The sequence below is a fragment of the Streptomyces sp. NPDC051218 genome (genome assembly GCF_044455475.1).
In the GTDB taxonomy this organism is placed as follows: Bacteria; Actinomycetota; Actinomycetes; order Streptomycetales; family Streptomycetaceae; genus Streptomyces.
Genome location: NZ_JBITEU010000008.1, coordinates 184,893 through 209,367 on the forward strand (window position 1 = coordinate 184,893; position 24,475 = coordinate 209,367).

Consider the following 24,475-nt stretch of genomic DNA (forward strand, 5'->3'; position numbering starts at 1 on the left):
GACCGGGTGCCTAGCGGATCGGCATCCCCGACAGCGTGCGCGCGATCACCAGGCGCTGGATCTCACTCGTACCCTCGAAGATCGTGTAGATCGCCGCGTCGCGGTGCATGCGCTCCACCGGGTACTCACGCGTGAAGCCGTTGCCACCGAGGATCTGCACCGCCTGCGCGGTGACCTTCTTGGCGACCTCGCTCGCGTACAGCTTCGACATGGAGCCCTCGGCCGACTCGAACTTCTTGCCCGTGGCCGCCATCCACGAAGCGCGCCAGACGAGCAGACGCGCCGCGTCGATCTGCGTACGCATGTCGGCGAGCTGGAAGGCGATGCCCTGGTTGTCGATGATCGGGCGACCGAACTGCGTACGCGTCTTGGCGTACTCGAGGGCCTCTTCGTACGCGGCGCGCGCCGTGCCCACGGCCATGGCGCCGACCGCCGGGCGGGACGCCTCGAAGGTGGCCATCGCGGCGTTCTTCACACGCTCGCCGCCGGTCTTGGCGCGCTCACGGGCGCGGGCGAGGCGCTCGTCGAGCTTCTCCTTGCCGCCGAGCAGGCAGTGGCCGGGGACGCGGACGTCCTCCAGGACGACCTCGGCGGTGTGCGAGGCGCGGATGCCGTGCTTCTTGAACTTCTGGCCCTGGGAGAGGCCGGGGGTGTTCGGCGGGACGATGAACGAGGCATGGCCCTTGGAGCCGAGCTCGGCGTCGACGACCGCGACGACGACGTGGACGTTGGCTATGCCGCCGTTGGTCGCCCAGGTCTTGGTGCCGTTGAGGACCCACTCGTCCTTGGCCTCGTCGTAGACGGCGCGGGTGCGCATCGCCGCCACGTCGGAGCCCGCGTCGGGCTCGGAGGAGCAGAAGGCGGCGACCTTGACGTCGTTCACGTCGCCGTACATCTGCGGGATCCAGGTGCCGATCTGCTCCTCGGTGCCGTTGGCGAGAACGCCGACCGCGGCGAGGCCCGTGCCCATGATGGACAGGCCGATGCCCGCGTCACCCCAGAAGATCTCCTCGGTCGCCATCACGATGCCGAGGCCCGTGGGGTCGAAGAACTGCTGGGCGTAGAAGTCGAGGGAGTAGATCCCGAGCTTCGAGGCCTCCTGGATGATCGGCCACGGCGTCTCCTCGCGCTCGTCCCACTCGGCGGCCGCGGGACGGATCACGTCAGCGGCGAACCCGTGGAGCCAGTCCCTGACCTCCTTCTGTTCGTCGTTGAGCTCCATGGTGAACTCGGCCATGACCCCTCCAGGACCTGCGGTGAAGACGTACGTTACTTGCGGTAACTGGAGTCTGTTACCGGCCGGTAGCCGATGTCAACTCCCGGCCGCCCGTTCGATCGGCGCCACGCCCGGGGTGTTACGTTGCGCGTGCGTCACGCAATCGCACGGGCGGGGAGAGAAACGCTATGGAGACCACCACACAGCAGACCGATCAGCAGCGGTCTGCCGAGCGCCGGCGGCGCGAGTTGCTGGAGGCCGCCGACCGGGTGGTGCTGCGCGACGGGCCCGGAGCCTCGATGAACGCCATCGCCGCGGAGGCCGGCATCACCAAGCCGATCCTGTACCGGCACTTCGGCGACAAGGGCGGACTGTACGCCGCGCTCGCCAAGCGGCACACCGACGCGCTCCTCGAAGCGCTGCGCGCCGCCCTGGACGCCCCGGCCGAGCGCCGGGAGCGGGTCGAACAGACCCTGGACACCTACCTCGCGGCGATCGAGGCCCGCCCGCAGGTCTACCGCTTCCTCATGCACCCCTCGGACGCCGCGGCCCCCGGCGACCAGGGCTTCGACGTGGGCCTGCACTCAGCGCCCGTGCTTCGCCGCATGGGCGAGGAGCTCGCCCAGGTCATAGAGGAGCGGGTCGACCTCGGCCCCGGCAGCGCCCAGCTCGCGCGCGTGTGGGGGCACGGCATCGTCGGCATGATGCACGCGGCGGGCGACTGGTGGCTCGGTGAACGGCCTTGCCCGCGCGCGGAGTTGGTCAGCAGCCTGGCCGACCTGCTGTGGGGGCGGCTCGCCGCGGCGGGCGACCGCGTCGGTGGCCCCGGGTTCTGAAGCCCGCTCAGAACCGGCCGACCGCCGGAAGTCAGCTGCTCCAGGACGCTTTGGCGGCGGCCCGCAGAACCCTGCGCCGCCGCCAGCCCGTGACGCGATCGGTGTAGACGCCGCCCTCCACGTGGTCGCACTCGTGCTGCAGGCAGCGCGCGAACCAGCCCGTCCCGTGCACCCGCACCGCCTCGCCGAGCATGGTGACGCCCTCGACCACCGCGTGGTCGAAGCGCGGGGTGCTCGCTTCGAGGCCCGGCAGCGACAGACAGCCCTCGGGGCCGCGCACACTGACCCCGTCCGCCACCACGAGGCGCGGATTGACCACGTGCCCCAGATGACGCACATCGTCGTCGTCCGGGCAGTCGTACACGAAGACCCGCCGGTTCACGCCGATCTGGTTGGCGGCCAGGCCCACCCCCTGGGCGGCGTACATCGTGGCGTACATGTCCTCGATGAGCCGGGCCAGTTCGGGCCCGAAGTCGGTGACCTCCTCGCAGGCCGTGTGCAGCACGGGGTCACCGAGCAGGGTCAGGGGTCGTACGCGCCCTGAGGCGCCCGGGATCGAGCCGCTTCGCATGGCCGCAAGGGTACGGTCCTTGCAAAGCCCCGGGGTCGGGGTGGTGCCGCGGTTCGGCCTTGACAATGGATCTCGATAGGCTGAGGTTCATCGCGTTGCCGGGGGCAGGCGCGGCGCCGTACGCAAGGAGGATCCAGAACTGATGGCAGGCAACACGGACCCGCTGTCGCCGCGGGCCAAGCTGGCCGTGACGGCGGGCAAGGCGGCCGCGGCGGTGTCGCGCGCGGCGGGCCGCGGCAGCGGATCGGTGATCGGCGGCCGCGTCTCACTCAAGCTCGACCCCGACCTGCTCGGGCGTCTCGCCACGCACCTGGACGTGGTGCTCGTCTCCGCCACGAACGGCAAGACGACCACGACCCGGCTGCTCGCGGAGGCGCTGCGCGCCAGCGGGCCCGTGGTCTCGAACGCGCTGGGCGCGAACATGCCGGCGGGCATCACGTCGGCCCTCGCGGGCGGCTCGGACGCCAGGTTCGGCGTGATCGAGGTCGACGAGAAGTACCTCGCCGGTGTCGCCCGTGACGTGGAGCCGAAGGCGATCGCGCTCCTGAACCTCTCGCGCGACCAGCTGGACCGCGCCGCCGAGACCCGCATGATGGCGGAGAACTGGCGCGAGGGTCTGGCCGGATCCAAGGCGGTCGTGATCGCCAACGCGGACGACCCGCTGGTCGTCTGGGCCGCGTCCTCCTCTCCGAACGTCGTATGGGTGGCCGCAGGGCAGGAGTGGAAGGACGACGCCTGGTCGTGCCCCTCCTGCGGCGGTGTGATGCAGCGCCCCGGCGACGACTGGTTCTGCGGCGAGTGCGGCTTCCGCCGCCCCGCGCCCAGCTGGGTCCTCTCCGGCGACCACGTCCTCGACCCGCACGGCTCGGCCTGGCCGATCCACCTCCAGCTGCCGGGCCGGGCGAACAAGGCGAACGCGACCACGTCGGCCGCCGTCGCCGCCGTCTTCGGCGTGCCGCCGCAGGTCGCCCTGGAGCGGATGTACCAGGTACAGGCCGTCGCCGGACGCTATGACGTCGTGCAGTTCCAGGGCCGCGATCTGCGCCTGCTGCTCGCGAAGAACCCCGCGGGCTGGCTCGAAACGTTTTCGCTGATCGACCCGCCGCCCACCCCGGTGGTGCTCTCCGTCAACGCCCGTGGCGCCGACGGCACCGACACCTCCTGGCTGTGGGACGTCGACTACACCCGTCTCGCGGGTCACCCGATCTTCGTGCTCGGCGACCGCAAGCTGGACCTCGCCGTACGTCTTGAGGTCGCGGGCCTGGACTTCCGGGTCTGCGAGTCCCTCGACGAGGCCGTGCAGCTCGCGCCGCCCGGACGGATCGAGACGATCGCGAACTACACCGCGTTCCAGGATCTGCGCCGCCGCGTCGGCAACTGACCCCACCGGACCCTCTAGACCCTCGTAGGGACGAATGAGCATGAGCGACAACAGCCTGCGGCTGGTGTGGGTCTACCCCGACCTGCTCAGCACGTACGGAGACCAGGGCAACGCCCTGGTCGTGGAGCGCCGCGCCCACCAGCGCGGCCTCCAGGTCGAGCGTTACGACGTGCGCAGCGACCAGCCGGTGCCCACCTCCGGCGACATCTACCTGATCGGTGGCGGTGAGGACCGCCCGCAGCGCCTGGCGGCCGAGCGCCTGCGCCGCGACGGCGGACTGCAGCGCGCCGTGGGCAACGGCGCGATCGTCTTCTCGGTCTGCGCGGGCTACCAGATCCTGGGCCAGGAGTTCATCAACGACCTCGGCCAGCGCGAGCCGGGCCTCGGCCTGCTCGACGTGATCTCCACCCGTGGCGAGGGCGACCGGTGCGTCGGCGACGTCCTCGGCGACATCGACCCGCAGCTGGGCCTGCCCCCGCTGACCGGCTTCGAGAACCACCAGGGCATCACGCACATCGGCCCCTCCGCACGCCCCTTCGCCCGCGTCTCGCTGGGCCGGGGCAACGGCACGGGCGACGGCACCGAGGGCGCGTACAACGGCACCGTCTTCGGCACGTACATGCACGGCCCTGTCCTGGCCCGCAACCCGCTGATCGCGGACCTGCTCCTGAAGCTGGCCCTCGACGTGAACGCGCTGCCGCCGACCGACGACCGCTGGTACGAGGCGCTGCGCGCCGAGCGGATGAACGCCGCGCAGCAGCCCGCCTGAAGCCTCGGCCGCACAGGTGAGCGGCCGAGTCCAGCAGTCGGACGCCCGGTGCGGCCCCGCCCCCTTCCGCCTATAGGGTGGCGGGGTTCCCGCCGGACGACGTGGTCCGGACTCCGGCCCACGCAGCACACAGGGCCCCTCTTTATGAAAGACGTTGGCGGGCTATGCGCATTGGTGTCCTCACGTCCGGCGGCGACTGCCCCGGTCTCAACGCCGTCATCCGCTCGGTCGTGCACCGTGCCGTCGTCGACCACGGCGACGAGGTCATCGGCTTCCACGACGGCTGGCGCGGCCTCCTCGAGTGCGACTACCGCAAGCTCGACCTCGACGCGGTCGGCGGCATCCTGGCGCGTGGCGGAACGATTCTCGGCTCATCCCGTGTCCAGCCCGCGCAGCTGCGCGGCGGCGTCGAGCGGGCCAAGGGCCACCTCGCCGACCTGGGCCTCGACGCGGTCATCCCGATCGGCGGCGAAGGCACGCTGAAGGCGGCCCGGCTCCTTTCGGACGCCGGTCTGCCGATCGTCGGGGTGCCCAAGACGATCGACAACGACATCGCGGTGACCGACGTGACGTTCGGCTTCGACACCGCGGTCGGTGTGGCGACCGAAGCCCTGGACCGGCTCAAGACGACCGCCGAGTCGCACCAGCGGGTCCTGATCGTCGAGGTCATGGGCCGGCACACCGGCTGGATCGCGCTGCACTCGGGCATGGCCGCGGGCGCGCACGCGATCGTCGTGCCGGAGCGCCCCTTCGACATCGAGGAACTGGCGCAGAAGGTCGGCGAACGGTTCTCCGCGGGCAAGAAGTTCGCGATCGTCGTGGCCGCCGAGGGCGCCAAGCCCCGTGAGGGCTCGATGAAGTTCGACGAGGGCATCAAGGACATGTACGGCCACGAGCGGTTCGCCGGCATCGCCCGCCAGCTCTCCATCGAGCTGGAGCAGCGCCTCGGCAAGGAGGCGCGCCCGGTGATCCTCGGGCACGTCCAGCGCGGCGGCACCCCCACCGCGTACGACCGTGTCCTCGCCACCCGCTTCGGCTGGCACGCCGTGGAGGCCGTGCACCGCGGCGAGTTCGGCAAGATGACGGCGCTGCGCGGCACGGACATCACGATGGTCCCGCTCGCCGAGGCCGTCGAGACGCTGAAGACGGTGCCGGACGAGCGGTACGCCGAGGCGGAGTGCGTGTTGTAGAGCCCGGCGGTGACAGAACGGCCCCCGGACGCTTCGGCGTCCGGGGGCCGTTCTAGTCTGGTGCGGACACATAGCGCACAACCGCACGAATCAGGAGCCAGTGGATGGATCACAGCGGGCACGGCATGAACATGGATCTGCCGCCGTTCACGCTGGGGCGGGGGCTCGAACTCTCGGCCGACCCCTTTTTCCTCATCAGCTGCCTGGTGGCCCTCGCGCTGTACGGCTGGGGCGTGGTCCGGCTCGTGCGGCGCGGCGACAAGTGGCCGGTCGGCCGCACGATCTCCTTCGTGGCGGGCGTGCTGACCATCCTGCTCGTGATGTGCACCAAGCTGAACGACTACGGCATGGTCATGTTCAGCGTGCACATGGTCCAGCACATGATCATCAGCATGCTGTCGCCGATCCTGATCCTGATGGGCGCGCCGATCACCCTCGCCCTGCGCGCGCTGCCGGTCGCGGCCCGCGGCAGCAAGGGGCCGCGCGAGTGGCTGCTGTGGGTCCTGCAGAGCCGCTACATGCGGATCATCACGCATCCCGCGTTCACGATCCCGCTCTTCATCGCGAGCCTGTACGCGCTGTACTTCACCCCGCTCTTCGACACCCTGATGGGGTCCAAGCCGGGCCACATCGGGATGATGGTGCACTTCCTCGCCGTCGGCCTGGTCTTCTTCTGGCCGATCATGGGCGTGGACCCGGGCCCGCATCGCCCCGGCTACATCATGCGGATGCTGGAGCTCTTCGCGGGCATGCCCTTCCACGCGTTCTTCGGCATCGCGCTGATGATGGCGTCCGAGCCGATGGTCGGTACGTACAAGAACCCGCCCTCCTCCCTGGGCATCGACGCACTCGCTGATCAGACCGCCGCGGGCGGCATCGCGTGGGCGTTCAGTGAGGTGCCATCGGTCCTCGTGCTGCTCGCGCTGCTCTTCCAGTGGTACCGCTCCGACCAGCGCCAGGCACGGCGTACGGACCGGGCCGCCGACCGTGACGGTGACAAGGAGCTGGAGGCGTACAACGCCTATCTGGCATCACTGGCCGCGCGCGGGCGCTAGCGGCAAAGGGCCCTCACGGGTGAGGATGGTCTCAGGCCGCGGTTCCGGCGTCGAGGCGTCGGGGCTGCCGGGAGGAGGCAGGGCGATGCCTGATTCAACGAAGACGATGGGTGTATTCACCATCGGAGGCTTGGTCGCGGTGACCGCGTACACGGTCGCGCTGGGGAGCAACGGCTGGCTGTGGTTCGGTTGGGTCGTCGTCGGGATGCTCACGCTGGCGATGGTGCTCTCGCGCAGCACCCCCTGAGGGGCCGCGCGAGCTTGAGGAAAGGTGCGGGGGCGGCGCCTCAGGGAGTGTCCAGGGCGCCGGTCAGAAGCGGAAGACGGCGCCCGTCGAGTACTCCATCTCGCAGGCGTTGCCGTACTTCTTCTGCCAGCTGATCGGCCTGCCGCGGTGCAGCCCGGTCGCGCTCACGGTGACCGGGGCGTACTGCTTGGTGCAGATCCCCGACTTCGCGGGCAGCGCCTCGAAGTCGCCCTCCGCCTTGTCGATCGCCGCGCAGGCCTCGGCCGCGTGCGGGTGGTGTGCGGGCCGCTGGGTCACGCAGTCGAGCAGCACGCCGCGGACCCATGCGTTGTCCTGCCCGGTGACGGTGAGGAAGACGCCGCTCGACCGCTCGGGGGCCGCTTCGTCGGCCGCGTGGGCGGGCGCGGCCACAGCGAGGGAGATCAGCGCGGCGGCGGTGGCCACGGCCGGGCGCAGGCGGGGCGTGGGACGAGACCTCATGGGGACCTCCTGTGACGGTGACGTACTGCGGCGGAGCGAGGCCAGGCCACCCCCGCACCCGCCGCGCGCGCGGGCGACACGCCGGGCGGTCACCCGGACGAGTACGGCGCGGCACCCGGATGGGCGCCCCGCCGGCCGGGCACACCGGTCCCCGAAGTGATCCAGGCCGCCCGGCCTCGGTCCCCTTCTCCCGTCGGGGCGGCGCACCTAAACTGACCGCTGCGCGAGGACCCGTGACCTGCGACGACGCAGCACCCAGGCCGGTCCACCTACGTCAAGGAGCAACGGGTGTTCTACTACCTGCTCAAGTACGTCGTCCTGGGGCCGCTGCTGCGGCTCATGTTCCGGCCGCGCATCGAGGGTCTTGAACATGTACCGGAATCGGGTGCGGCGATCGTGGCGGGCAACCACCTCTCGTTCTCGGACCACTTTCTGATGCCCGCCATCATCAAGCGGCGGATCACTTTCCTGGCGAAGGCCGAGTACTTCACGGGACCCGGCATCAAGGGCCGCCTGACCGCCGCGTTCTTCCGCAGTGCCGGGCAGATCCCGGTGGACCGTTCGGGCAAGGAGGCGGGCCGGGCGGCGATCCGCGAGGGCCTCGGGGTGCTGACCAAGGGTGAGCTGCTCGGCATCTACCCGGAGGGCACGCGCTCGCACGACGGGCGCCTCTACAAGGGGAAGGTCGGCGTCGCCGCGATGGCGCTCAAGGCGCAGGTTCCGGTGATCCCGTGCGCGATGATCGGCACGTTCGAGGCGCAGCCGCCGGGCCAGAAGGTACCGAGCTTCCGCCGTGTGTCCATCCGCTTCGGCGCACCGCTGGACTTCTCGCGCTACGCGGGCATGGAGAACGAGAAGGCGGTCCTGCGCGCGGTCACGGACGAGATCATGTACGCGATCCTCGGACTCTCGGGCCAGGAGTACGTGGACAAGTACGCCGCGGTCGTGAAGGCGGAGGAGGCCGAACGCGCCGCCGCGGCAAGCAGGCGGAAGTTCCCCCGGCTGCCGCTGAGTTGAGGCCCTGGCATGCGGTTCGTGCCCATGAGCGAACACAGTCTGGTGAGCGCGTTGCGGGGCAACACCCTCCAGCAGGCCGCCAAGTGCATCGTGGTGATGGTGAAGATCGGCAAGAAGACGAAGCGGTACGTGCTCGCCGTGGTGCCCGGTGACCGGCGCGCGGCCCCGATCGCGCAGGAAGCGGCATAGCGAAGGGGCGGCCGGGATACCCCGGCCGCCCCTTGCTCAGTTGTCCGGCGGCTGCCTAGTGGCGGGCCGTTACGGCTTGGGCGTGGCGTGCGGGGCGCACGTCACGTCCTTGCCGCCCACCTTGCCGGTCAGCAGGTAGGTGTCGACACGGTCGTTGAGGCACGGGTTGACCAGGTTCGTGATGCCGTGCGAGCCGGCGTCCTTCTCCGTGATCAGACGCGAGCCCTTGAACCGCTTGTGCAGCTCGACGGCGCCCTCGTACGGGGTGGCCGCGTCGCGGGTCGACTGCGCGATGAGGACGGGCGGCAGGCCCTTGCCGGTCTTGACCTCGACCGGCTCGTGCTGCTTGCTCTTCCAGGTCGCGCAGGGCAGGTTCATCCAGGCGTTGGACCACGTCATGAACGGGTTGTCACGGTGGATGCGGGTGTTGTCGCGGTCCCACTTCTTCCAGCTGGTGGGCCACTTGGCGTCCGCGCACTCGACGGCCGTGTAGACGGCGTTGCTGTTCTCCGACGCGATGTTGCCCGCGGTGTCCGACAGGTCGGGGCTTGCGGCCTCGATCAGCGGCTTGGCGTCACCGGCGACGTACTTGCCGAAGTTCGTCGCGATCTCCACCCAGGCGGAGTCGTAGTACGGAGCGCTCTGGAAGTAGGCGATGAGCTCGGCGGGGCCGACCACTCCGCCCAGGGGCTCCTTCTTCGCAGCGGCACGGAGGTTGTCCCAGTTCTTGGCGACCTTCCCCGCGGTGTCCCCGAGGTGGAAGGTGGCGTCGTACTTGGCGACCCACTTCATCCAGTCCTTGAGGCGGATCTCGAAGGCGACGTCCTGGTCGAGGTTGGCCTCGTACCAGATCTTCTTCTTCGAGGGGTTGACCACCGAGTCGACGACCATGCGGCGCACGTGCGACGGGAACAGCGTCCCGTAGACCGCGCCGAGGTAGGTGCCGTACGAGACGCCGAGGAAGTTCAGCTTCTTCTCGCCGAGCGCGGCCCGGATGACGTCCAGGTCACGCGCGGTGTTCGGCGTCGTCATGTGCGGCAGCATGTCGCCGCTGCGCTCGGCGCAGCCGTCCGCGTACTCGGCGGCGAGCTTGCGCTGGGCCCGCTTGTCCGCCTCGGAGTCCGGGACCGGGTCGAGCTTGGGGGCCTTGACGAACTCCTGCGGGTCCACGCAGGAGATGGGCGCCGAGTGGCCGACGCCGCGCGGGTCGAAGCCCACGAAGTCGTAGGCCTTGGCCGTCTTCTCCCAGAGCTTGGCCTTGGTGGCCACGCGGTTGGGGAAGCGGAGCCCGGAACCGCCGGGGCCGCCGGGGTTGTAGACGAGCGCGCCCTGGCGCTCCTTCTTCGTCCCGGTGTTGCCGATGTGGTCCACGGCGAGCTTGATCTTCTTGCCGTTGGGCTTGGCGTAATCGACCGGAACGGTCACCCAGCCGCACGTGACGGCCTTCTCCAGACCCCAGTCCGCGGGGCACGCCTGCCAGTCGATGCCGGCCTTGGCGGCACGCTGCGCCGCGAGCGCGACACCACGTGCCTCCGCGCTGGTGCGCTGGCGGGCGTCAGCGCTGCCGCTGCCTCCGCGAGCGTCGGCATTGGCGACGGGCGCCATGATCGCGCCCGCTATGAGCGAGCCCGTGATGAGCGTGCCCGCGGCGCCGAATGCTGTGGTGCGTCTCAACTGGTTCCTCCCCCTGTCGATTTACCTGTCGATTTTCGAACAGTAGGAGGATCCTGTCGGTCATCGGGTTCAGTGCGACAGACCGGGCAGGGGTTTCTTTACCAATCCGATAGACGGTGCAGGGAACTCCGCTGAGCGGTTATGCCCCTGTTCACGTGAGTGTGCGCAACGCCCCGTCGAGGGCGCGGCGGACCCGCAGCGCGTCAGGGGCGACGGCGGTGACGAGCACGGCGGGCCCTGCGAGCGGAGTGAGCGCGACCCCGTCGCCGAGCAGCGCGGGCTCGGGCCGGTCCTGTTCGAACTCCGGCCGTACGACCACGAGTTGCCCGATCGCGCGATGCCCCGCCAGGACAGCGGGACCGTCCCACCCGCCGGGCGCACCGGGCCCGCAGGAGAGCTCCTGATCAAGGAGGAGCCGCCCCGCCCGGCGCACGGTGAGGCGGCTGCTGAGACGTCCCGCTTCTTCACCGGTACGCCCGAGCACCTGCTCCTCCCGCAGCACGAGGCGCGCGCTCCCGGCGAGTTCGGCCCGGGTGGTCACCCGCAGATCACTGTCCCGTACGGAGATCAACTGCTCCGGCAGCCACGACAGTTCCGCGTCGTCGCCGACCGTGATCCGCACGTCGTACCGCGCCGGCGCCTTCGACTGGCCGGGCAGGGCAAGGGTGGCGGCGGCCGAGCCGATGTGCAGCCGCGCCCCGTCGTGGGCGGCGGCCTCGACCAAGAGGTGGTCGCCACCGAGGGGGCCGCTCATCGCCCCGACGAGCGTGACGTGGGCGCCCTTCCCCGCCGACCGGGTACGGCGCGGGGCGAGCTGGCCCTCCCCGTCGAGCACGGGCAGGGCGGTGCCGCCCCGCCCGTCGCCGCGTGCGGTGATGCGGGCGGTGCCGCGGACACCCGAAGCGGGGACGGTCTGCGTGCTCATGCGGACGCGGTCCAGGCGGCGTACTGGGAGCGCACCCAGGCGGCGACGGGCCCGACGCCCTCGTCCGACCTCAACGACTGGAAGATGACGGGCAGTTCGGCGCGCTGGGCCTTGGCGTCGGCGGCCATGCGGGCGAGGTCGGAGCCGACGTGCGGGGCGAGGTCGGTCTTGTTGACGACCAGGAGGTCGGCGGTGCTGACGCCGGGCCCGCCCTTGCGCGGGATGTCGTCGCCGCCCGCGACGTCGATGACGAAGATCTGGGCGTCGACGAGGCCCTTGGAGAAGGTGGCGGTGAGATTGTCGCCACCGGACTCGACGAGGATCAGATCGAGCGGCCCGACCTCGTCCTCCAGGTCCTCCACGGCCTCCAGGTTGGCGGAGATGTCGTCGCGGATCGCGGTGTGCGGGCACGCGCCGGTCTCCACGGCGGTGATCCGCTCGGGCGGGAGCACGGCCTCGCGCAGCAGGAACTCGGCGTCCTCGCGGGTGTAGATGTCATTCGTGACGACGGCCAGGGACAGCTCGGCCCGCAGCTCCTTGCAGAGCGCGGCGACGGTGGCGGTCTTGCCGGACCCGACGGGCCCGCCGAGCCCGATCCGCAGGGCGCGGCGGCGTCCGTCGGGGCGGTGGGCGTCGGCGCTCACGGCGGTGGATTCGTCGTGGGAGTGGTCGAGGTGCATGGTGCGACTCCAGTGGTTCACGGATGGACAGCCCCTCCGGCGTTCGAGGAGCGGGGTCTGGGGCGGAGCCCCAGCTTCGGGAAGGGGTGGGTGCGGGGAGAAGAACCGCCCCTACGACGCGAACAACCGCGCCGGCCATGCCGCATGCGCCTCGGCCCCGACCTCCAGCAGGGGAGCTGAAGCCGCGGGCAATGCGTCGACCCCACTTGCCAGGGCCGCGCGGCCCGCATCCGCCGCGGCCTGTGCGACGAGATCGAGCTCGGGGGCAAGCCGAGCCAAGACCCCCGTCGCGTCGAACGGGTCCAGGCTCAGCAACCGCACGGTCGCCGTCGCGGGCCCGCTGACGCACTCGTACGCGGAGCAGTACGCGGCGTCCACGGGCCCGAGTCCCGCCGCCCGCGCGGCAAGACCGAGCACGACGGGCTGGTGCGCCCCCTTGGGCCGGGCGGCGGCCAGCTGGTCAAGGGCGGGGTCGGGCCACGCGGCTCGTGCGGCCCGCATCATCTGCCGCCCGAGCCGCCGCCCCGCGACCCGCAGCGCGGCCGACGGCGTCCGGGCGTCGGCGGCCTCGTCGAGGTCCAGCGGATCGAGCCCGAGCGCGGCGGCCGCCGCCAGCGAGGCGGAGACGAGACCCGTCGTGTGCAGTCGCCCCCGGCAGAATTCCGCCAGGTTCGCGGCGCCGGTGATCCGTCCCGCCTTGACGGCCTCCTCGGCGCCGCCGGAGTGTGCGTGCCCTCCCGCGGGGAAGCGGCCGTCGGCAAGGACGAGAAGCGCGGCGCTAGACATGGTGGTCGCCCGCCATCAGAAGAGGAAGTACCGCTGGGCGAGCGGCAGTTCGGCTGCGGGTGACGGCTCGACGAGCTCGCCGTCGATGGTGACGGCGAAGCTGTCGGGAGCGACCTCCACCCTCGGCAGGGCGTCGTTCTCCCGCATGTCCGCCTTCGTGCGCCCGCGGGTGGAGCGGATCGCGGTGAACTCCTTCGCCAGGCCGAGCCGTTCCGGCAGCCCGTCGTCCAGCGCCGACTGGGTCACGAAGTTGAGCGAATTGAGCCCGGGGGCCGTGCCGTGCGCACCGAACATGGGGCGTGGCAGGACCGGCTGCGGCGTGGGGATGGAGGCGTTGGCGTCGCCCATCTGCGCGTACGCGATCTGGCCGCCCTTGATGACCAGTTGGGGTTTGACGCCGAAGAACTTCGGGTCCCACAGCACCAGGTCGGCGAGCTTGCCGCTCTCGACCGAGCCGATCTCGTGGTCGACGCCCTGCGCGACGGCCGCGTTGATCGTGTACTTGGCGACATAGCGACGCGCGCGCCTGTTGTCGGCGCGGGTGTCCCCCGACAGGAAGCCGCGCCGCCGCTTCATCACGTGCGCGGTCTGCCAGGTCCGCATGACGACCTCACCGATGCGCCCCATGGCCTGCGAGTCCGACGACATGATCGAGATGGCGCCGAGGTCGTGCAGGATGTCCTCGGCCCCGATCGTGGTGGGCCGGATGCGCGACTCGGCGAAGGCGAGGTCCTCGGGGACCGCGGGGTTGAGGTGGTGACAGACCATCAGCATGTCGAGGTGTTCCTCGACGGTGTTGACGGTGTGCGGCCGGGTCGGGTTGGTGGAGCTCGGCAGCATGTTCGGCAGCGACACCGCCGTGATCATGTCGGGGGCGTGTCCGCCGCCCGCGCCCTCGACGTGGAAGGCGTGCAGGGTGCGGCCCGCGACGGCGGCGAACGTGGCGTCGATGAATCCCGCTTCGTTCAGGGTGTCGGTGTGGACGGCGAGTTGGGCCCCCGTGTCCTCACAGACGTTCAGGCACGCGTCGATGGTGGCGGGGGTCGCGCCCCAGTCTTCATGGATCTTGAAGCTGACGGCTCCGGCCCGCAGTTGGGCGTGCATGGACGCGGCGGAGACCGTGTTGCCCTTGCCGAGGAAACCGATGTTGACGGGGCTGGAGTCCATCGCGGCGAACATCCGGGCCAGGTGCCAGGAGCCGGGCGTGATCGTGGTCGCCTTGCTGCCCTCGGCCGGTCCCGTGCCGCCGCCGATGAGGGTGGTGACCCCGGAGGCGAGGGCCTCGTCGACGATGGTCGGTGAGATGAAGTGGATGTGGGTGTCGATGCCGCCGGCGGTGAGGATCTTGCCGTTGCCCGCGAGGACTTCGGTTTCCGGGCCGATCACGAGATCGGGGTGCACCCCGTCCATCGTGTCCGGGTTGCCGGACTTGCCGATGCCGGTGACGCGGCCGTCGCGTATACCGACGTCGGCCTTGACGATGCCCCAGTGATCGATGATCACGGCGCCGGTGATGACGGTGTCGGGGGCACCTTCTGCACGCGTGGTGCGCGACTGCCCCATCGACTCACGGATGACCTTGCCACCGCCGAACACGGCCTCGTCGCCGGAGCGTCCGGGGCCGCCGGAGCGGTCCTCCTCGATCTCGACGAGGAGGTCGGTGTCGGCGAGCCGGATGCGGTCGCCCGTGGTGGGGCCGAACAGGTCGGCGTACGCGGCGCGGGACAGCTCAGGCATCGAGGGGACCTCCGGTCTCGCCGCGCAGGCCCGGCACGACGCGCAGTCCTGCCAGGGGGACGAGTTCGACGTCGACGGGGATTCCGGGCTCGAACCGCACGGCGGTGCCGGCGGCGATGTTGAGCCGCTTGCCGTGCGCGGCACCGCGGTCGAAGTCGAGGCCGGGGTTGGCCTCGGCGAAGTGGTAGTGGGAGCCGACCTGGACGGGGCGGTCGGCGGCGTTGAGGACGGTGAGGGCGGTGACTTCACGGCCTACGTTGTAGGCGACGGGCTCGTCGGCGAAGAGGATCTCGCCGGGGACCACGGGATGCGTGGGACTCATGCGGCCGGCCCCCGTCAGACGATCGGATCGTGGACGGTGACGAGCTTGGTGCCGTCCGGGAAGGTGGCCTCGACCTGGACGTCGTGAATCATCTCCGGGATGCCGCTCATGACGTCGTCACGCGTGAGCACCTTGCGCCCCGACGACATGAGCTCGGAGACGGTACGGCCGTCCCGTGCGCCTTCGAGGATGTGGGACGTGATGAGCGCGATCGCCTCGGGATGATTGAGCAGCAGCCCCCGCGCCCTTCGCTTCTCGGCCACGTCCGCGGCCACATGGATGAGCAGTCTCTCCTGCTCGTGCGGGGTCAGTTGCACGGCGTCCCACCTCACAGTCCTCGCTCCGGACCGTGCGGGGTCCGGCTGCCGCGGCCACCGCGACGGATATAGATGTAACACACAGACAGTGCGCTTGATCTTGCGCACCCCTGTTACGAAATCCCCTGGTGGCGTGGCATGGCAGGCTAGTTGGGAGGAGTTTCAACGAGGTTAACCAGCGCTTGACCGCTCCATGACCATCAGCTGGGCTGCCCCATACTCATCAGTCCGCGCAGACCGTCCTGCAGCGCCTCGACCGGAACCTCGTCGAACAGGGCAAGCTGCGCGGCGAAGCCCTGAGCGGCGGCGACCATCACCCGCGCGACATGGTCGGCCGGGACGTCGTCGCGCATCATGCCCGCCGCCTGATACCCCTCGACGATCTTCACCCAGGCCACGCGCACCTTCGCGTACCCCTCGCGCATCAGTGACGCGAGCTCCTCGTTGCGCAGGGTCTCCGCCCACACCTGCACGATCAGGCGCGGGAAGTACGGGGCCTCCCCCTCCTGGGCGCCGGGCCCGCGCCCGAGCACCTGGGTCAGCGCGCGGCCCACCAGCACGTCCGGCGGAGGCGGCGGGGTCTCCTTGGCCGCGGCTTCGAACGTGGCCTGGATCCACTCCAGGACCTCGCCGACGATCGCCCCGATCAGCTCTTCCTTGCCCCGGAAGTAGCGGTAGACCGCTCCGGCGGAGAGGCCGACCTCCTTGAGCACGTCCTGCATGGAGGTGGCATGGAAGCCGTTACGGGCGAAGCAGAGGGCGGCGCCGTCGAGGATCTGGCGGCGGCGTGCGTCGAGGTGCTCCTGGGATACGCGGGCCATGCAGGCAAAACTAAAACGAACATTCATTCTTGACAAGCGCGGCACTCGGCAGCACAGTGAGCACATCACATAAAACGAACGATCCTTCTCTTCAAGCTGGACACTCTTCGACCACCTCAAGGAGCACAGCTCATGTCCACGTCGGTCGCCACCTCGCCCCGGCAGGGCCGCCGCATGGTGGCGGTGGCCATCCTGGTCTCCGCCATCGTGGCCCTCGCCCTGTGGGCCTTCGCCTGGCCCGCCGCGCGGACCGCGCCGCGCGACCTGCCGCTCGGCGTCGCGGGACCCGCCGCGGCGACGGCTCCCCTCCAGGCCCAACTGAAGGAGCGCGAGGGCGCGTTCGAGATTCATCGGTACGCCGACGAGGCCGCGGCCCGCGACGCCATCGAGGATCGGGCCGTGTACGGAGCGGTCGTCGTCACGCCGCAGGGCATGAAACTGCTGACCGCTACGGCTGCGAGCCCCGTGGTCGCCCAGCTCCTGGAGCAGGCGGTGACCGCTCAGGCCCCGGAGGGAGCCGAGGTGCCGACCGCCGATGTGGTGGCAGCGCCCGCGGCCGACCCGAGGGGCGCCGCCCTTGGCGCGAGCATCCTGCCGATGGCCATCGCGGGGGTCGCGTCCGGAGCACTCGTGTCGATGCTCGGCCTGCGCGGCAGCCGGGCGCTCGCCTCCCTTGTGTCGGCCGCCGTGGTGATCGGCGTGGTCGCCGCTGCCCTGGCACACAGCTGGCTCGGCATCCTGACGGGCAACTGGTGGGCGGAAGCCGGGGTGTTGGGGCTCCTGACGCTCGCGGTGGGCGCCACCGTCGCCGGCTGCGCCGCGCTCCTCGGTCCGGCGGGCATCGGGGTCGGCGCGCTGACGATGGTGCTCCTCGGCAACCCGTTCTCCGGCGTGACGTCGGCGCCTCAGCTGCTGCCTGAACCGGTGGGATTCATCGGCCAGTTGCTGCCGCCGGGCGCCGGAGGGACTCTGCTGCGCTCGGTGTCCTTCTTCGACGGTGCGCGCGTCACGGGCCCGCTCCTCACCCTCGCTGTCTGGGCCCTGCTCGGCCTGACGGCCGTGCTGCTCGGTGCGCTCCCCCGCCGCCCCGCCGCCGGGACGCGCGAGGAGGCTCCGACGGCGAGGGAAGCGGCGCCGGTCGCCTGACCCGGCGGCACACGGAGACAGCCGTACGCCCCCGCTGTAGCGGACGGGGGCGTACGGCCATTCCTGTGCTCAGGTGCTCAGGTGCTCACGTGCTTACGTGCTTACGTGCTCAAGTGCCGTACGGCTACGCCGTGTCGGGGCCGCGGTGCTCGGCGGCGATGCCGAAGCGCTGCCGCTCCCCCGCGGGCGCCGGGGACGATGTGGCGCGCAGCGACGAGACGGAGCTGACCACCTGCTCCTCGTCGCCTGCCGGCAACGCCTCCAGCCGTTCCAGGTCGGCGGCGGAGACAAGGGCCACGAGTGGCTTGCCGTGACGGGTGACGACCACCCGCTCACCGCCGTACACGACGCGGTTGATCAGGTCGGCGAGCTCTGCTCGGGCTTGCGTCACCGGAATCTCGTAGGCCATGTTTCCCAGCTTAACCGGCGCCCGGCATGACGATTCGGCATGCGAAACGGATCCGCCGCAGGTCAGAGGGGCGCAGGTCAGAGGGGTCGCGGGCTGCTCCGGTCCGGAGTGCGGGGCGTGCGGCCCGCCGTGGGGTCGTTTGGACCGGATCGAGCCCGGTACCTGTAAGTGGCGGCGCGCCGCCCAACCGCTCCCGGGAGGGTTCGGCAGTGAGCCCGCCACCGGCCGTCCGGCGAGGGGACCCGCCGGGCGGCCGATCCCGGGACCAGGTCACCGGCCGGAGTCCGGGCGGCGCGCGTGCGGCGGCGACGACTCCAACTGCCGGGCTCCCTCACCGTGGTCGACGTCGTGCTGGGCGAGGAGCGAGAGGAGTTCCGCCACGGCGAGTCCCGACTCGGCGGGGTGGCGCAGGATGGTGCCCGCTTCGATGCGATACGTGTTGGAGCGCCCCTGACGCGTGTGAGACAGATACCCCCCCTCCTCAAGATCGGAAACGATCTTCTGCACGGCGCGCTCGGTGAGCCTGCAGCGAGCGGCGATGTCCCGAATGCGCGTGGCGGGGTCGTCGGCGATCGCGGCCAGCACACGTGCGTGGTTGGTGAGGAAGGTCCAACCGCTGTGGGGTTCAGGTACTCCAGCCATCACCCCAAGATAGGGCGTTTGTTTCGCGCATTCAAAAGGGCGAACTACATTTCATGTATCACTTGACGTGTGTGCCTCGTCGGCCCGACTCTGGACGAGGTGATGACGCCAGGACGCCTACGGAGTGGCCGCCATGACAGAACGTGCACTTCCCGCTCAGCTCGCGGAGGACTGCGAAGCCACGCGCGTCGTGCCCTCGTACCCGCCGGGCGAGGAGGGCAGGGGGACCCTGCCGCCGATCGAACCGCCCCTCACCGGCGACCTGGTGGCGGTGGCCGCGCCGAAGGGAGACACCGAGAAGGACCCACGCGTCGAACTCGGTCAGCTGCGGCGGGCCATGGAGACGCGGCCCGCCATCGACATGGCGCGCGGAATCCTGATGGCCTCCTTCGGACTGAGCGCGGATGACGCCTGGAGCGTGCTGGTGTCGATCTCCCAGAACACGAACACCAAGCTGCATTTCGTGGCCGACGAACTGGTCAGCGCCGTCACGGGAGGGACGATCCCGAGGGCGTTCCGACAGCAGGTGGCCACGACGATCGCCCAGCTCGAGGTGGCGCGGGCGGCGGCGGACAACGAAGCCGAGGGGAGGCGTTGATGGAGTGGATGACGGGCGCGCTCTGCGCGCGGGCGGACCCCGACCTGTTCTTCGCCGTCGGCGCGGCCGGCCCCACGCTGCGCGAGGAACTGGCCGCCAAACGGATCTGCGTGCGCTGCCCGGTGCTACGGCCCTGTCTCGCCTGGGCTCTCGACAGCGGTCAGGCCCACGGCGTCTGGGGCGGCACCAACGCGGAGGAGCGCGCGGCGCTGCGTCGACGCCGGGGCTCCGCCACCCCACGCCCTCCTCTCAGCACCGCCCTGCACTGACTCGCACCTCCGTACGCCTGCCTCCGTAGGCCTGCCTCAGCACGCCTCCGCGCACCGGCTCAGTTCCCCAGCGCGGCTATCCGCAGGGGCACCGGCTGGACCGCGGGCGGCACGGGCTCCCCCTGGCTGACCTCCGCCCACCATGCGCCGCCGTCCTCCATGTGCCGCAGGAGCACGCCTTCACGGATGGCCCAGGGGCAGAGGGTCACCGTCTTGACGCCCGTCAGTTTCATCGCCGTGTGTCCGACGATGGCGCCGGCCAGGCTCTGCGCGGCCCGCGGCGCGGAGACCCCCGGCAGCTTGGCGCGGTCGGCCGCCGGCAACGCGGCGAGCCGGTCTCGGCAGTTGCGCAGCTCCGCTCGGCTCAACTGCCGTGTCATGAACGGCCCGTGGCGGCCGGGGGCGGCGCCGCCGAGGCGGGCGAGCTGCTGGAACGTCCGGGAGGTCGCGACGGCGGTGCGCGGCCCCTCCCAGCGGATGCGGGCTGCGACGTCCCGCAGCTGGTGCCGCACCTTGCGCCGCAGCGCCTTGACGCTCTGCTCGGTGGGCGGGTCGTCGCCGTCGAAGAACTCCCGGGTCAGCCGGCGCGCGCCGAGGGGCAGCGAGGCCACGTAGTCCGGCAGCCGTCCGCGTCCGAAGGCCACCTCAAGCGAGCCGCCGCCGATGTCGAACATGGCGAGCGGTCCGGCCCGCCAGCCCATCCACCGACGGGCGCCGAGGAAGGTGAGTTCGGCCTCCACCTCTCCGGGCAGCGTGCACAGTCGTACGCCGGTCTCCTCGCCGATCGTGCCCAGCACGTCAAGCCGGTTGGGCGCGCTGCGGACGACCGTCGTCGCGAAGGCCAGCGGCTCCGCCGCGCCCCATCTGCGAGCGGTCCTGGCCGCTTCGGCGACCGCCGTGACAAGCTGCCCCAGCGATTCTTCGGGGATCACCCCGCTCGGGCCGACCTCTTCGGAAAGTCTCACCTTCCACTTGGCGGTATGCACCGGCAAGGGCACACCGTCCTCCGCGTCCACCACGACCAGCCGGACCGCGTTCGAACCCACGTCCATCACACTCATCCGCATGTAACTCTGAGTACCCAACAGGCCCGAGCTCAGTCACTCTGGTTGACCTTGAAGCGACCAGGGAACTCGTACGCGGCTTCTTCGACACCGGCCGTCCGGTGGCCGCGATCTGCCACGCCCCGTGGATCCTCGTCGAGGCCGACGTCGTGTCGGGCCGAGAACTCACCTCGTTCCCCAGCGTCCGTACGGACATCCGCAACGCGGGCGGCACCTGGGTCGACGAGCAGGTGAAGGTCTGCAACGACGGACCCAACACGCTGATCACCAGCCGCAAGCCGGACGACCTGAAGGCGTTCTGCGAGGCGTTCCTGAGGGAGTTCGCGAAGTCGGCCGCTTCCGGCGGCTAGTCCCTCGGCAGGAGCGGGCCCAGCGGCCCGAGGTCCAGATTCAGGTCCTCGGGCCGCAGGCCGTAACGGTCGCGGAGTTCGGCCATGCGATCGTCGAGGAGCATCAGCGTGAGGCCGATGCGCTCCTCCTGGTCCTCGTCCAGCTCGCCGGTGTCGAACCGGCGCACGGCCTGCCGTTCCATGAGCTGTCGCAGCAGTTCCACGACGGTCAGGACCAGTTTGATCAGGTCGCGCTCCACCGTGTCCGGCTCCAGTTCGAGCCGGCTCTTCCCCGCGGGCCGCTCCCGGACCTGCTCGCGGATCCGCTCGTGCTCGGCCTCGCTCACAGCAACTCCTCGAAAGGTGACGGGACTTGCTCGTTCACCGAGCTGATGAGCGCCTTCAGGTCGATACGGACGAGATCGACGTCCGCGATGCGCAGCGTGAGGTCACCGGAGATGACGACCCCGCCCGCGAGCAACCGGTCGAGCAGGTCGACGAGGGCGACCTCCCGGCGTTCGATGACGGTCACAGTCCCGCCTCCCCCGGCGTGTCGTTGTCTTCGGCCTCCAGGCCCGCGAAGGAGTACGCGGCCCACGGTCCGGTGAGCTCGACGCGCATGCCGGGCTCCTGGCCCTTGACTCCTTCCACCAGTTCCACGAAGGCCTCCGAGTTCGAACGGGACACCAGATAGGCCGCGTTGAGTACGTTGCGGCCCGTTTCCTTGGAGAGCGCGGAGTTCTGGGGCGCGTGCAGCCGGGCGTCCTCCGCCCCCTCACAGAGCGTGCCGTGCAGCCGGTGCGCGAACTTCTCCGCGCTCTCCCACATCTCCTCGTGCGCCCTGTTGCGCTGTCGGCGCTGACGCAGGTAGTCGCGGCCCGAGGCGGGCTTCTCCGGCTCGGCGGCCGGGCCTGCGGCCTGCGTGTCGGAATAGACCTTGACGCCCCACTCCACCCGGCCGTCGAGCCGGTCGAGCGTGCGCCTGAAGGAGTCCTCCCGCGCCTCCATCATGGCGCGCACTCCCGCGTCGTCACGGAACACGGTCGCGAGCCGCAGCGGCAGCGGCGTCGTGACCACGGTCAGCGCGTCGATCACGGCCTGGTGGGCGCGTGCGGTCGCGCTCAGCCAGTCCAGGTCCTCCAGGTGGCGCCGGAGCGGTTCCTCACCGAAGTCCTCCTCCGGCACGGTGCCGACCACCGCGATCAGGCCGTGGTGGGACAGCTGACCGGGGGGCGCGCCGTCCACACCGGTCACCTGCGCCTGGAGCGCCGCGTCGAAGGGCCGGCAGATCGCGTAGACGTACCGCAGTCCGCTCATGTGCTTTCCTCCGTCTTGCTCTGCTCCGTCTTGCTCTGCGCTGTCTTGCTCTGCGCCGACTTGCTCGGTTCCGATTTACTCGGTTCCGACCTGCCGCTGCTCGACTTCCCTCGCTCCACCTCGCCCGACCTGCCCTGCTCCAGTTCGGCGACATGGGCACGCAACTCGGCGTTCTCACGCGTGAGTTCGTCGCGGCGCGCACGGGTGGAAAGCGCGGGGTCGTCCTCCCACCAGTCGATCCCCATCTCCTTCGCCTTGTCGACGGAGGCGACGATGAGCCGCAGCTTGATGGTGAGCAGTTCTATGTCGAGCAGATTGATCCGGATGTCCCCGGCGATGACGATCCCCTTGTCGAGCACGCGCTCCAGGATGTCTGCGAGGTTCGCACCGCCGCCCTGTCCGTACGGCTCCGGCATCCGGCTGGGCATGGTCATCGGCGACTCCCACTCGTCGCGGGCTCTTCTTCGTCTTCGTACTTCTCGTCCTCTACACCCTCGTCGTCCTCGTCATACTTCGCCTCGTCCTCGCCCTCTTCTTCGTCTTCCTCGTACTTCGCTTCGTCCTCGCCCTCGTCCTCCTCGTCCTCGTAGGACTCCTCGGGCTGCTCCTCTTCGTCCTCGTAGGACTCTTCGGGCTGCTCCTCGTCGTCGCGCTCGTCCTCCGCGACGTCCTCCGACTCGCCCTCGGCCTGCTCCTGCTCCTGCTCCTCCGCGAGCGCATCCTCGTGGCTGTGGACGACCTCGCCGTCGCGGATCTCACCGCGCCAGCCGTCCTCGGCCTCACCCTTGATGGTGATGAAGCGCGCGTAGTTCTTCAGGTCGAGCCGGGCCCGGCGGCCCTGAGCGCGCCAGATGTTGCCGGTCTTCTCGAAGAGACCCTTCGGGTAGTACTCCAGGACCAGCAGGACGCGCGTGAGGTTCTCGGCCAGCGAGTGGAAGGAGACGACACCCTTCGTCGTGCCCTTCGCACCCTCCGAGGTCCACGCGATCCGGTCGTCCGCGATCTGTTCGGTGGTGTGCGCCTTCCAGCTCCGGCTCGACCAGAAGACCTTGGCCTGCCAGTCGGAGGTGACGTCGTCGGCGCGGTTCGCACTCTTGACGCCCTTGGCGAAGGTGCTGAAGTCCTGGTACTGGGTCCATTGGTCGTACGCCGTGCGCAGCGGCACGCCGACGTCGATGAACTCCATGATGACCGTCGGCTTCTGGCCGGCTCCGCCCTTGCGGCGGCCCTTGCCGCCGAGCATGTTCTTGAAGGCGCCCACCACGCTGTCCTTGGCCCGGCCGGCGCCGACCTCCACGGCGGACCGCAGCGGCCCCTTGCCCTCGGCCATCTTGCGGCCGCCGTCGAGAGCGAGCTTGGCGAAGCCGGGGCTGTTGCCCTCGGCGATGTCGTTGAGCTTGCCCGTCGTCTCGCCGAGCTTGTGGCCCACACCGGCCAGCATGCGCTGGGCCTGGGCGGCGAGATACTCCTGTACCTCTGCCTTCAGCCGGTCGGCGGCCTCGCTCTGCGCGATGCCGGCGAGCGGGTTGCCCTTCGCCTTGTCCGTCACGGACTTCGCGCCGTCAGTCATTGCGGCCCCCCTCCTTCGGCGCGCGGGACCCAGTGGCACGGCGCGTGGAGCTCTTCGCCGCGGCCCTGGCGGGTGCCTTCTTTGCCGGGCTCTTCTGCGCTGCCGTCTTCCTTGCCGGGGTCTTCTTGGCCGCCGCCTTCTTCGGGGCGGCCTTCTTCGCGGGAGCCTTCTTCCTCGCCCGCGGCCGTTCCTCGGACTCCTCGTCGGACTCCGCGTCCGCGGCGTCCTCACGGTCCCGATCGTCCTGCTCGTCCCGATCGTCCTCGTCGTCGTACTCCTCGTACGCGTCGTCGGACTCGTCGGTGTCCTCGTCGCGACCGCGGCCGGGTATGTCCGGCTTCACGCCCGCCAGCTGGTCGCGCACGTCCGCCGTCCGGCCGTGCAGCCGGTCGGCCAGGCCCGAGATCTGCCGCTCGACCAGCGCTCCGGTCGCGGCCTTGCCGACGCCGCGCAGATCCCCGCGCAGCTGGTCGCCGATCTCCTTGAACTGCGGGTTGTTCTGCAGCTGTTGAGACAGCAGGTCACCCAGGGCGCGCGGGCTCAGGTTCATCCGCTTGCCGGCCACCATGGTGCCCACGGCGAACGCCAGCTTCATCTTCTTCGTACGTCCGAGGAGGTATCCGGCCCCTACGGCGAGGCCCATTCCCAGTCGATTCATCATGTGGTCCCGTTGTCGGTTCCCGCGCCGCCGCGCAGGCCAATTTCCAGTCGGTCGAGCAACTCGTCCTCCAAGCGGTCGAATTCCTCCTCCCCGATCTCGCCCGACTCGAGCCGCTGCTCGAGAAGGGCGAGTTCGGACCGGACGGTGGCCGGGTCGTAGTACAGGCGCTCAGCCTCGGCGAGTACCTGGCTCACCGCCCAGAGGCCGCCGCGCACCGGGGCGAACGGCAGCATCAGTACTTCGCCGATGAGTCCCAT

At 70.4% G+C, this 24,475-nt stretch carries 31 protein-coding genes and 2 pseudogenes; 12 read left to right on the forward strand and 21 right to left on the reverse strand.

Annotated elements, in window-relative coordinates; all coding sequences use genetic code 11:
• Positions 1–10 precede the first annotated feature (10 nt).
• Positions 11–1,237, reverse strand: coding sequence for an acyl-CoA dehydrogenase family protein (locus tag ACIBCK_RS24265; RefSeq protein WP_399393430.1), 1,227 nt, complete (start codon positions 1,235–1,237; stop codon positions 11–13).
• 167 nt (positions 1,238–1,404) lie between these two features.
• On the opposite strand from ACIBCK_RS24265, the gene ACIBCK_RS24270 reads away from it, so the two are divergent.
• Positions 1,405–2,052, forward strand: coding sequence for a TetR family transcriptional regulator (locus ACIBCK_RS24270; protein WP_363207121.1), 648 nt, complete (start codon positions 1,405–1,407; stop codon positions 2,050–2,052).
• A gap of 31 nt (positions 2,053–2,083) precedes the next feature.
• Here ACIBCK_RS24270 and def read toward each other — a convergent pair whose 3' ends face one another.
• Positions 2,084–2,623: a peptide deformylase gene (def, locus tag ACIBCK_RS24275; RefSeq protein WP_399393434.1), complete on the reverse strand. Its 540-nt coding sequence runs from the start codon at positions 2,621–2,623 to the stop codon at positions 2,084–2,086.
• Positions 2,624–2,765: 142 nt separating this feature from the next.
• On the opposite strand from def, the gene ACIBCK_RS24280 reads away from it, so the two are divergent.
• The 5 genes from ACIBCK_RS24280 (at position 2,766) to ACIBCK_RS24300 (ending at position 7,265) form a co-directional block, all read left to right on the forward strand.
• Positions 2,766–4,004: a MurT ligase domain-containing protein gene (locus ACIBCK_RS24280; RefSeq protein WP_344519320.1), complete on the forward strand. Its 1,239-nt coding sequence runs from the start codon at positions 2,766–2,768 to the stop codon at positions 4,002–4,004.
• A 40-nt stretch (positions 4,005–4,044) separates the two neighbouring features.
• Entirely contained in the window at positions 4,045–4,773 is a 729-nt protein-coding gene (locus ACIBCK_RS24285) for a type 1 glutamine amidotransferase (RefSeq protein ID WP_249585951.1), read from the forward strand.
• 164 nt (positions 4,774–4,937) lie between these two features.
• Positions 4,938–5,963, forward strand: coding sequence for a 6-phosphofructokinase (locus ACIBCK_RS24290; RefSeq protein ID WP_399393436.1), 1,026 nt, complete (start codon positions 4,938–4,940; stop codon positions 5,961–5,963).
• A gap of 104 nt (positions 5,964–6,067) precedes the next feature.
• Complete coding sequence (locus ACIBCK_RS24295) at positions 6,068–7,018, forward strand: cytochrome c oxidase assembly protein (protein ID WP_399393437.1); 951 nt, start codon at positions 6,068–6,070, stop codon at positions 7,016–7,018.
• 85 nt (positions 7,019–7,103) lie between these two features.
• Entirely contained in the window at positions 7,104–7,265 is a 162-nt protein-coding gene (locus ACIBCK_RS24300) for a hypothetical protein (protein ID WP_344519316.1), read from the forward strand.
• Between the two features lie 63 nt (positions 7,266–7,328).
• Here the strand turns inward: ACIBCK_RS24300 and ACIBCK_RS24305 are convergent, their stop codons facing one another.
• Complete coding sequence (locus ACIBCK_RS24305; RefSeq protein WP_399393440.1) at positions 7,329–7,745, reverse strand: SSI family serine proteinase inhibitor; 417 nt, start codon at positions 7,743–7,745, stop codon at positions 7,329–7,331.
• 288 nt (positions 7,746–8,033) lie between these two features.
• Between ACIBCK_RS24305 and ACIBCK_RS24310 the strand changes: the two genes are divergently transcribed.
• Together ACIBCK_RS24310 and ACIBCK_RS24315 are read left to right on the forward strand one after the other, a co-directional pair.
• On the forward strand, positions 8,034–8,762 hold the full coding sequence (locus tag ACIBCK_RS24310) for a lysophospholipid acyltransferase family protein (protein ID WP_399393442.1): 729 nt from the start codon (positions 8,034–8,036) through the stop codon (positions 8,760–8,762).
• Positions 8,763–8,804: 42 nt separating this feature from the next.
• Positions 8,805–8,921: pseudogene (locus tag ACIBCK_RS24315) on the forward strand (YbaK/prolyl-tRNA synthetase associated domain-containing protein); the annotation flags it as partial.
• Positions 8,922–9,020: 99 nt separating this feature from the next.
• Here ACIBCK_RS24315 and ACIBCK_RS24320 read toward each other — a convergent pair.
• From ACIBCK_RS24320 to ACIBCK_RS24355, 8 genes are all read right to left on the reverse strand, one after another.
• Positions 9,021–10,625: an alpha/beta hydrolase gene (locus ACIBCK_RS24320; RefSeq protein ID WP_399393443.1), complete on the reverse strand. Its 1,605-nt coding sequence runs from the start codon at positions 10,623–10,625 to the stop codon at positions 9,021–9,023.
• Between the two features lie 151 nt (positions 10,626–10,776).
• Positions 10,777–11,550, reverse strand: coding sequence for an urease accessory protein UreD (locus tag ACIBCK_RS24325; protein ID WP_399393445.1), 774 nt, complete (start codon positions 11,548–11,550; stop codon positions 10,777–10,779).
• The gene (gene ureG / locus ACIBCK_RS24330; protein ID WP_399393925.1) at positions 11,547–12,230 is read right to left on the reverse strand and encodes an urease accessory protein UreG; all 684 of its coding nucleotides are present in this window, start codon (positions 12,228–12,230) and stop codon (positions 11,547–11,549) included. Before ureG ends, ACIBCK_RS24325 begins: the two co-directional genes overlap by 4 nt.
• A 111-nt stretch (positions 12,231–12,341) precedes the next feature.
• The gene (locus tag ACIBCK_RS24335; protein WP_399393447.1) at positions 12,342–13,016 is read right to left on the reverse strand and encodes an urease accessory protein UreF; all 675 of its coding nucleotides are present in this window, start codon (positions 13,014–13,016) and stop codon (positions 12,342–12,344) included.
• A gap of 15 nt (positions 13,017–13,031) precedes the next feature.
• Positions 13,032–14,753 (reverse strand): urease subunit alpha, encoded by a 1,722-nt coding sequence (locus ACIBCK_RS24340; RefSeq protein ID WP_399393449.1) that lies wholly within the window; start codon positions 14,751–14,753, stop codon positions 13,032–13,034.
• Positions 14,746–15,057, reverse strand: coding sequence for an urease subunit beta (locus ACIBCK_RS24345; protein ID WP_399393927.1), 312 nt, complete (start codon positions 15,055–15,057; stop codon positions 14,746–14,748). Before ACIBCK_RS24345 ends, ACIBCK_RS24340 begins: the two co-directional genes overlap by 8 nt.
• Before the next feature lie 32 nt (positions 15,058–15,089).
• A complete protein-coding gene (locus tag ACIBCK_RS24350) occupies positions 15,090–15,392 on the reverse strand; it encodes an urease subunit gamma (protein WP_361831764.1) in 303 nt (100 codons plus the stop codon).
• Between the two features lie 200 nt (positions 15,393–15,592).
• Positions 15,593–16,213, reverse strand: coding sequence for a TetR/AcrR family transcriptional regulator (locus tag ACIBCK_RS24355; protein WP_399393451.1), 621 nt, complete (start codon positions 16,211–16,213; stop codon positions 15,593–15,595).
• 132 nt (positions 16,214–16,345) lie between these two features.
• Between ACIBCK_RS24355 and ACIBCK_RS24360 the strand changes: the two genes are divergently transcribed.
• Complete coding sequence (locus ACIBCK_RS24360; RefSeq protein WP_399393453.1) at positions 16,346–17,359, forward strand: ABC transporter permease; 1,014 nt, start codon at positions 16,346–16,348, stop codon at positions 17,357–17,359.
• A 124-nt stretch (positions 17,360–17,483) separates the two neighbouring features.
• Here ACIBCK_RS24360 and ACIBCK_RS24365 read toward each other — a convergent pair whose 3' ends face one another.
• Both ACIBCK_RS24365 and ACIBCK_RS24370 read right to left on the reverse strand, forming a co-directional pair.
• Positions 17,484–17,768: a type II toxin-antitoxin system Phd/YefM family antitoxin gene (locus ACIBCK_RS24365; RefSeq protein ID WP_399393455.1), complete on the reverse strand. Its 285-nt coding sequence runs from the start codon at positions 17,766–17,768 to the stop codon at positions 17,484–17,486.
• 270 nt (positions 17,769–18,038) lie between these two features.
• Positions 18,039–18,410, reverse strand: a complete 372-nt coding sequence (locus tag ACIBCK_RS24370) for a helix-turn-helix transcriptional regulator (RefSeq protein ID WP_399393457.1) — start codon at positions 18,408–18,410, stop codon at positions 18,039–18,041.
• Positions 18,411–18,543: 133 nt separating this feature from the next.
• Here ACIBCK_RS24370 and ACIBCK_RS24375 point away from each other — a divergent pair, with 133 nt between their 5' ends.
• Positions 18,544–19,008 (forward strand): ANTAR domain-containing protein, encoded by a 465-nt coding sequence (locus ACIBCK_RS24375; RefSeq protein ID WP_399393458.1) that lies wholly within the window; start codon positions 18,544–18,546, stop codon positions 19,006–19,008.
• Positions 19,008–19,277, forward strand: a complete 270-nt coding sequence (locus ACIBCK_RS24380; RefSeq protein ID WP_399393460.1) for a WhiB family transcriptional regulator — start codon at positions 19,008–19,010, stop codon at positions 19,275–19,277. The genes ACIBCK_RS24375 and ACIBCK_RS24380 overlap by 1 nt, the downstream gene beginning before the upstream one ends.
• 59 nt (positions 19,278–19,336) lie before the next feature.
• Here ACIBCK_RS24380 and ACIBCK_RS24385 read toward each other — a convergent pair whose 3' ends face one another.
• Positions 19,337–20,344: a Ppx/GppA family phosphatase gene (locus ACIBCK_RS24385; protein WP_399393462.1), complete on the reverse strand. Its 1,008-nt coding sequence runs from the start codon at positions 20,342–20,344 to the stop codon at positions 19,337–19,339.
• Between the two features lie 68 nt (positions 20,345–20,412).
• Between ACIBCK_RS24385 and ACIBCK_RS24390 the strand changes: the two are divergent.
• Positions 20,413–20,691: pseudogene (locus tag ACIBCK_RS24390) on the forward strand (DJ-1/PfpI family protein); the annotation flags it as partial.
• Here the strand turns inward: ACIBCK_RS24390 and ACIBCK_RS24395 are convergent.
• The 7 genes from ACIBCK_RS24395 to ACIBCK_RS24425 are packed head-to-tail and all read right to left on the reverse strand — an operon-like array spanning position 20,688 to position 24,475.
• Positions 20,688–20,993, reverse strand: a complete 306-nt coding sequence (locus tag ACIBCK_RS24395) for a gas vesicle protein K (RefSeq protein ID WP_399393929.1) — start codon at positions 20,991–20,993, stop codon at positions 20,688–20,690. The pseudogene ACIBCK_RS24390 and the gene ACIBCK_RS24395 sit on opposite strands and share 4 nt — an antisense overlap.
• Before the next feature lie 20 nt (positions 20,994–21,013).
• Positions 21,014–21,202: a gas vesicle protein gene (locus ACIBCK_RS24400; protein WP_399393464.1), complete on the reverse strand. Its 189-nt coding sequence runs from the start codon at positions 21,200–21,202 to the stop codon at positions 21,014–21,016.
• The gene (locus ACIBCK_RS24405; protein ID WP_399393466.1) at positions 21,199–21,987 is read right to left on the reverse strand and encodes a GvpL/GvpF family gas vesicle protein; all 789 of its coding nucleotides are present in this window, start codon (positions 21,985–21,987) and stop codon (positions 21,199–21,201) included. The genes ACIBCK_RS24400 and ACIBCK_RS24405 overlap by 4 nt, the downstream gene beginning before the upstream one ends.
• A complete protein-coding gene (locus ACIBCK_RS24410; RefSeq protein ID WP_399393467.1) occupies positions 21,984–22,421 on the reverse strand; it encodes a gas vesicle protein in 438 nt (145 codons plus the stop codon). The genes ACIBCK_RS24405 and ACIBCK_RS24410 overlap by 4 nt, the downstream gene beginning before the upstream one ends.
• Positions 22,418–23,557, reverse strand: a complete 1,140-nt coding sequence (locus ACIBCK_RS24415) for an SRPBCC family protein (RefSeq protein ID WP_399393469.1) — start codon at positions 23,555–23,557, stop codon at positions 22,418–22,420. Before ACIBCK_RS24415 ends, ACIBCK_RS24410 begins: the two co-directional genes overlap by 4 nt.
• Positions 23,550–24,215 carry a DNA primase gene (locus tag ACIBCK_RS24420; RefSeq protein ID WP_399393931.1) on the reverse strand — a complete coding sequence of 222 codons (666 nt, stop codon included), beginning with the start codon at positions 24,213–24,215 and terminating at the stop codon, positions 23,550–23,552. Before ACIBCK_RS24420 ends, ACIBCK_RS24415 begins: the two co-directional genes overlap by 8 nt.
• Entirely contained in the window at positions 24,215–24,475 is a 261-nt protein-coding gene (locus tag ACIBCK_RS24425) for a gas vesicle protein GvpG (protein ID WP_399393471.1), read from the reverse strand. Before ACIBCK_RS24425 ends, ACIBCK_RS24420 begins: the two co-directional genes overlap by 1 nt.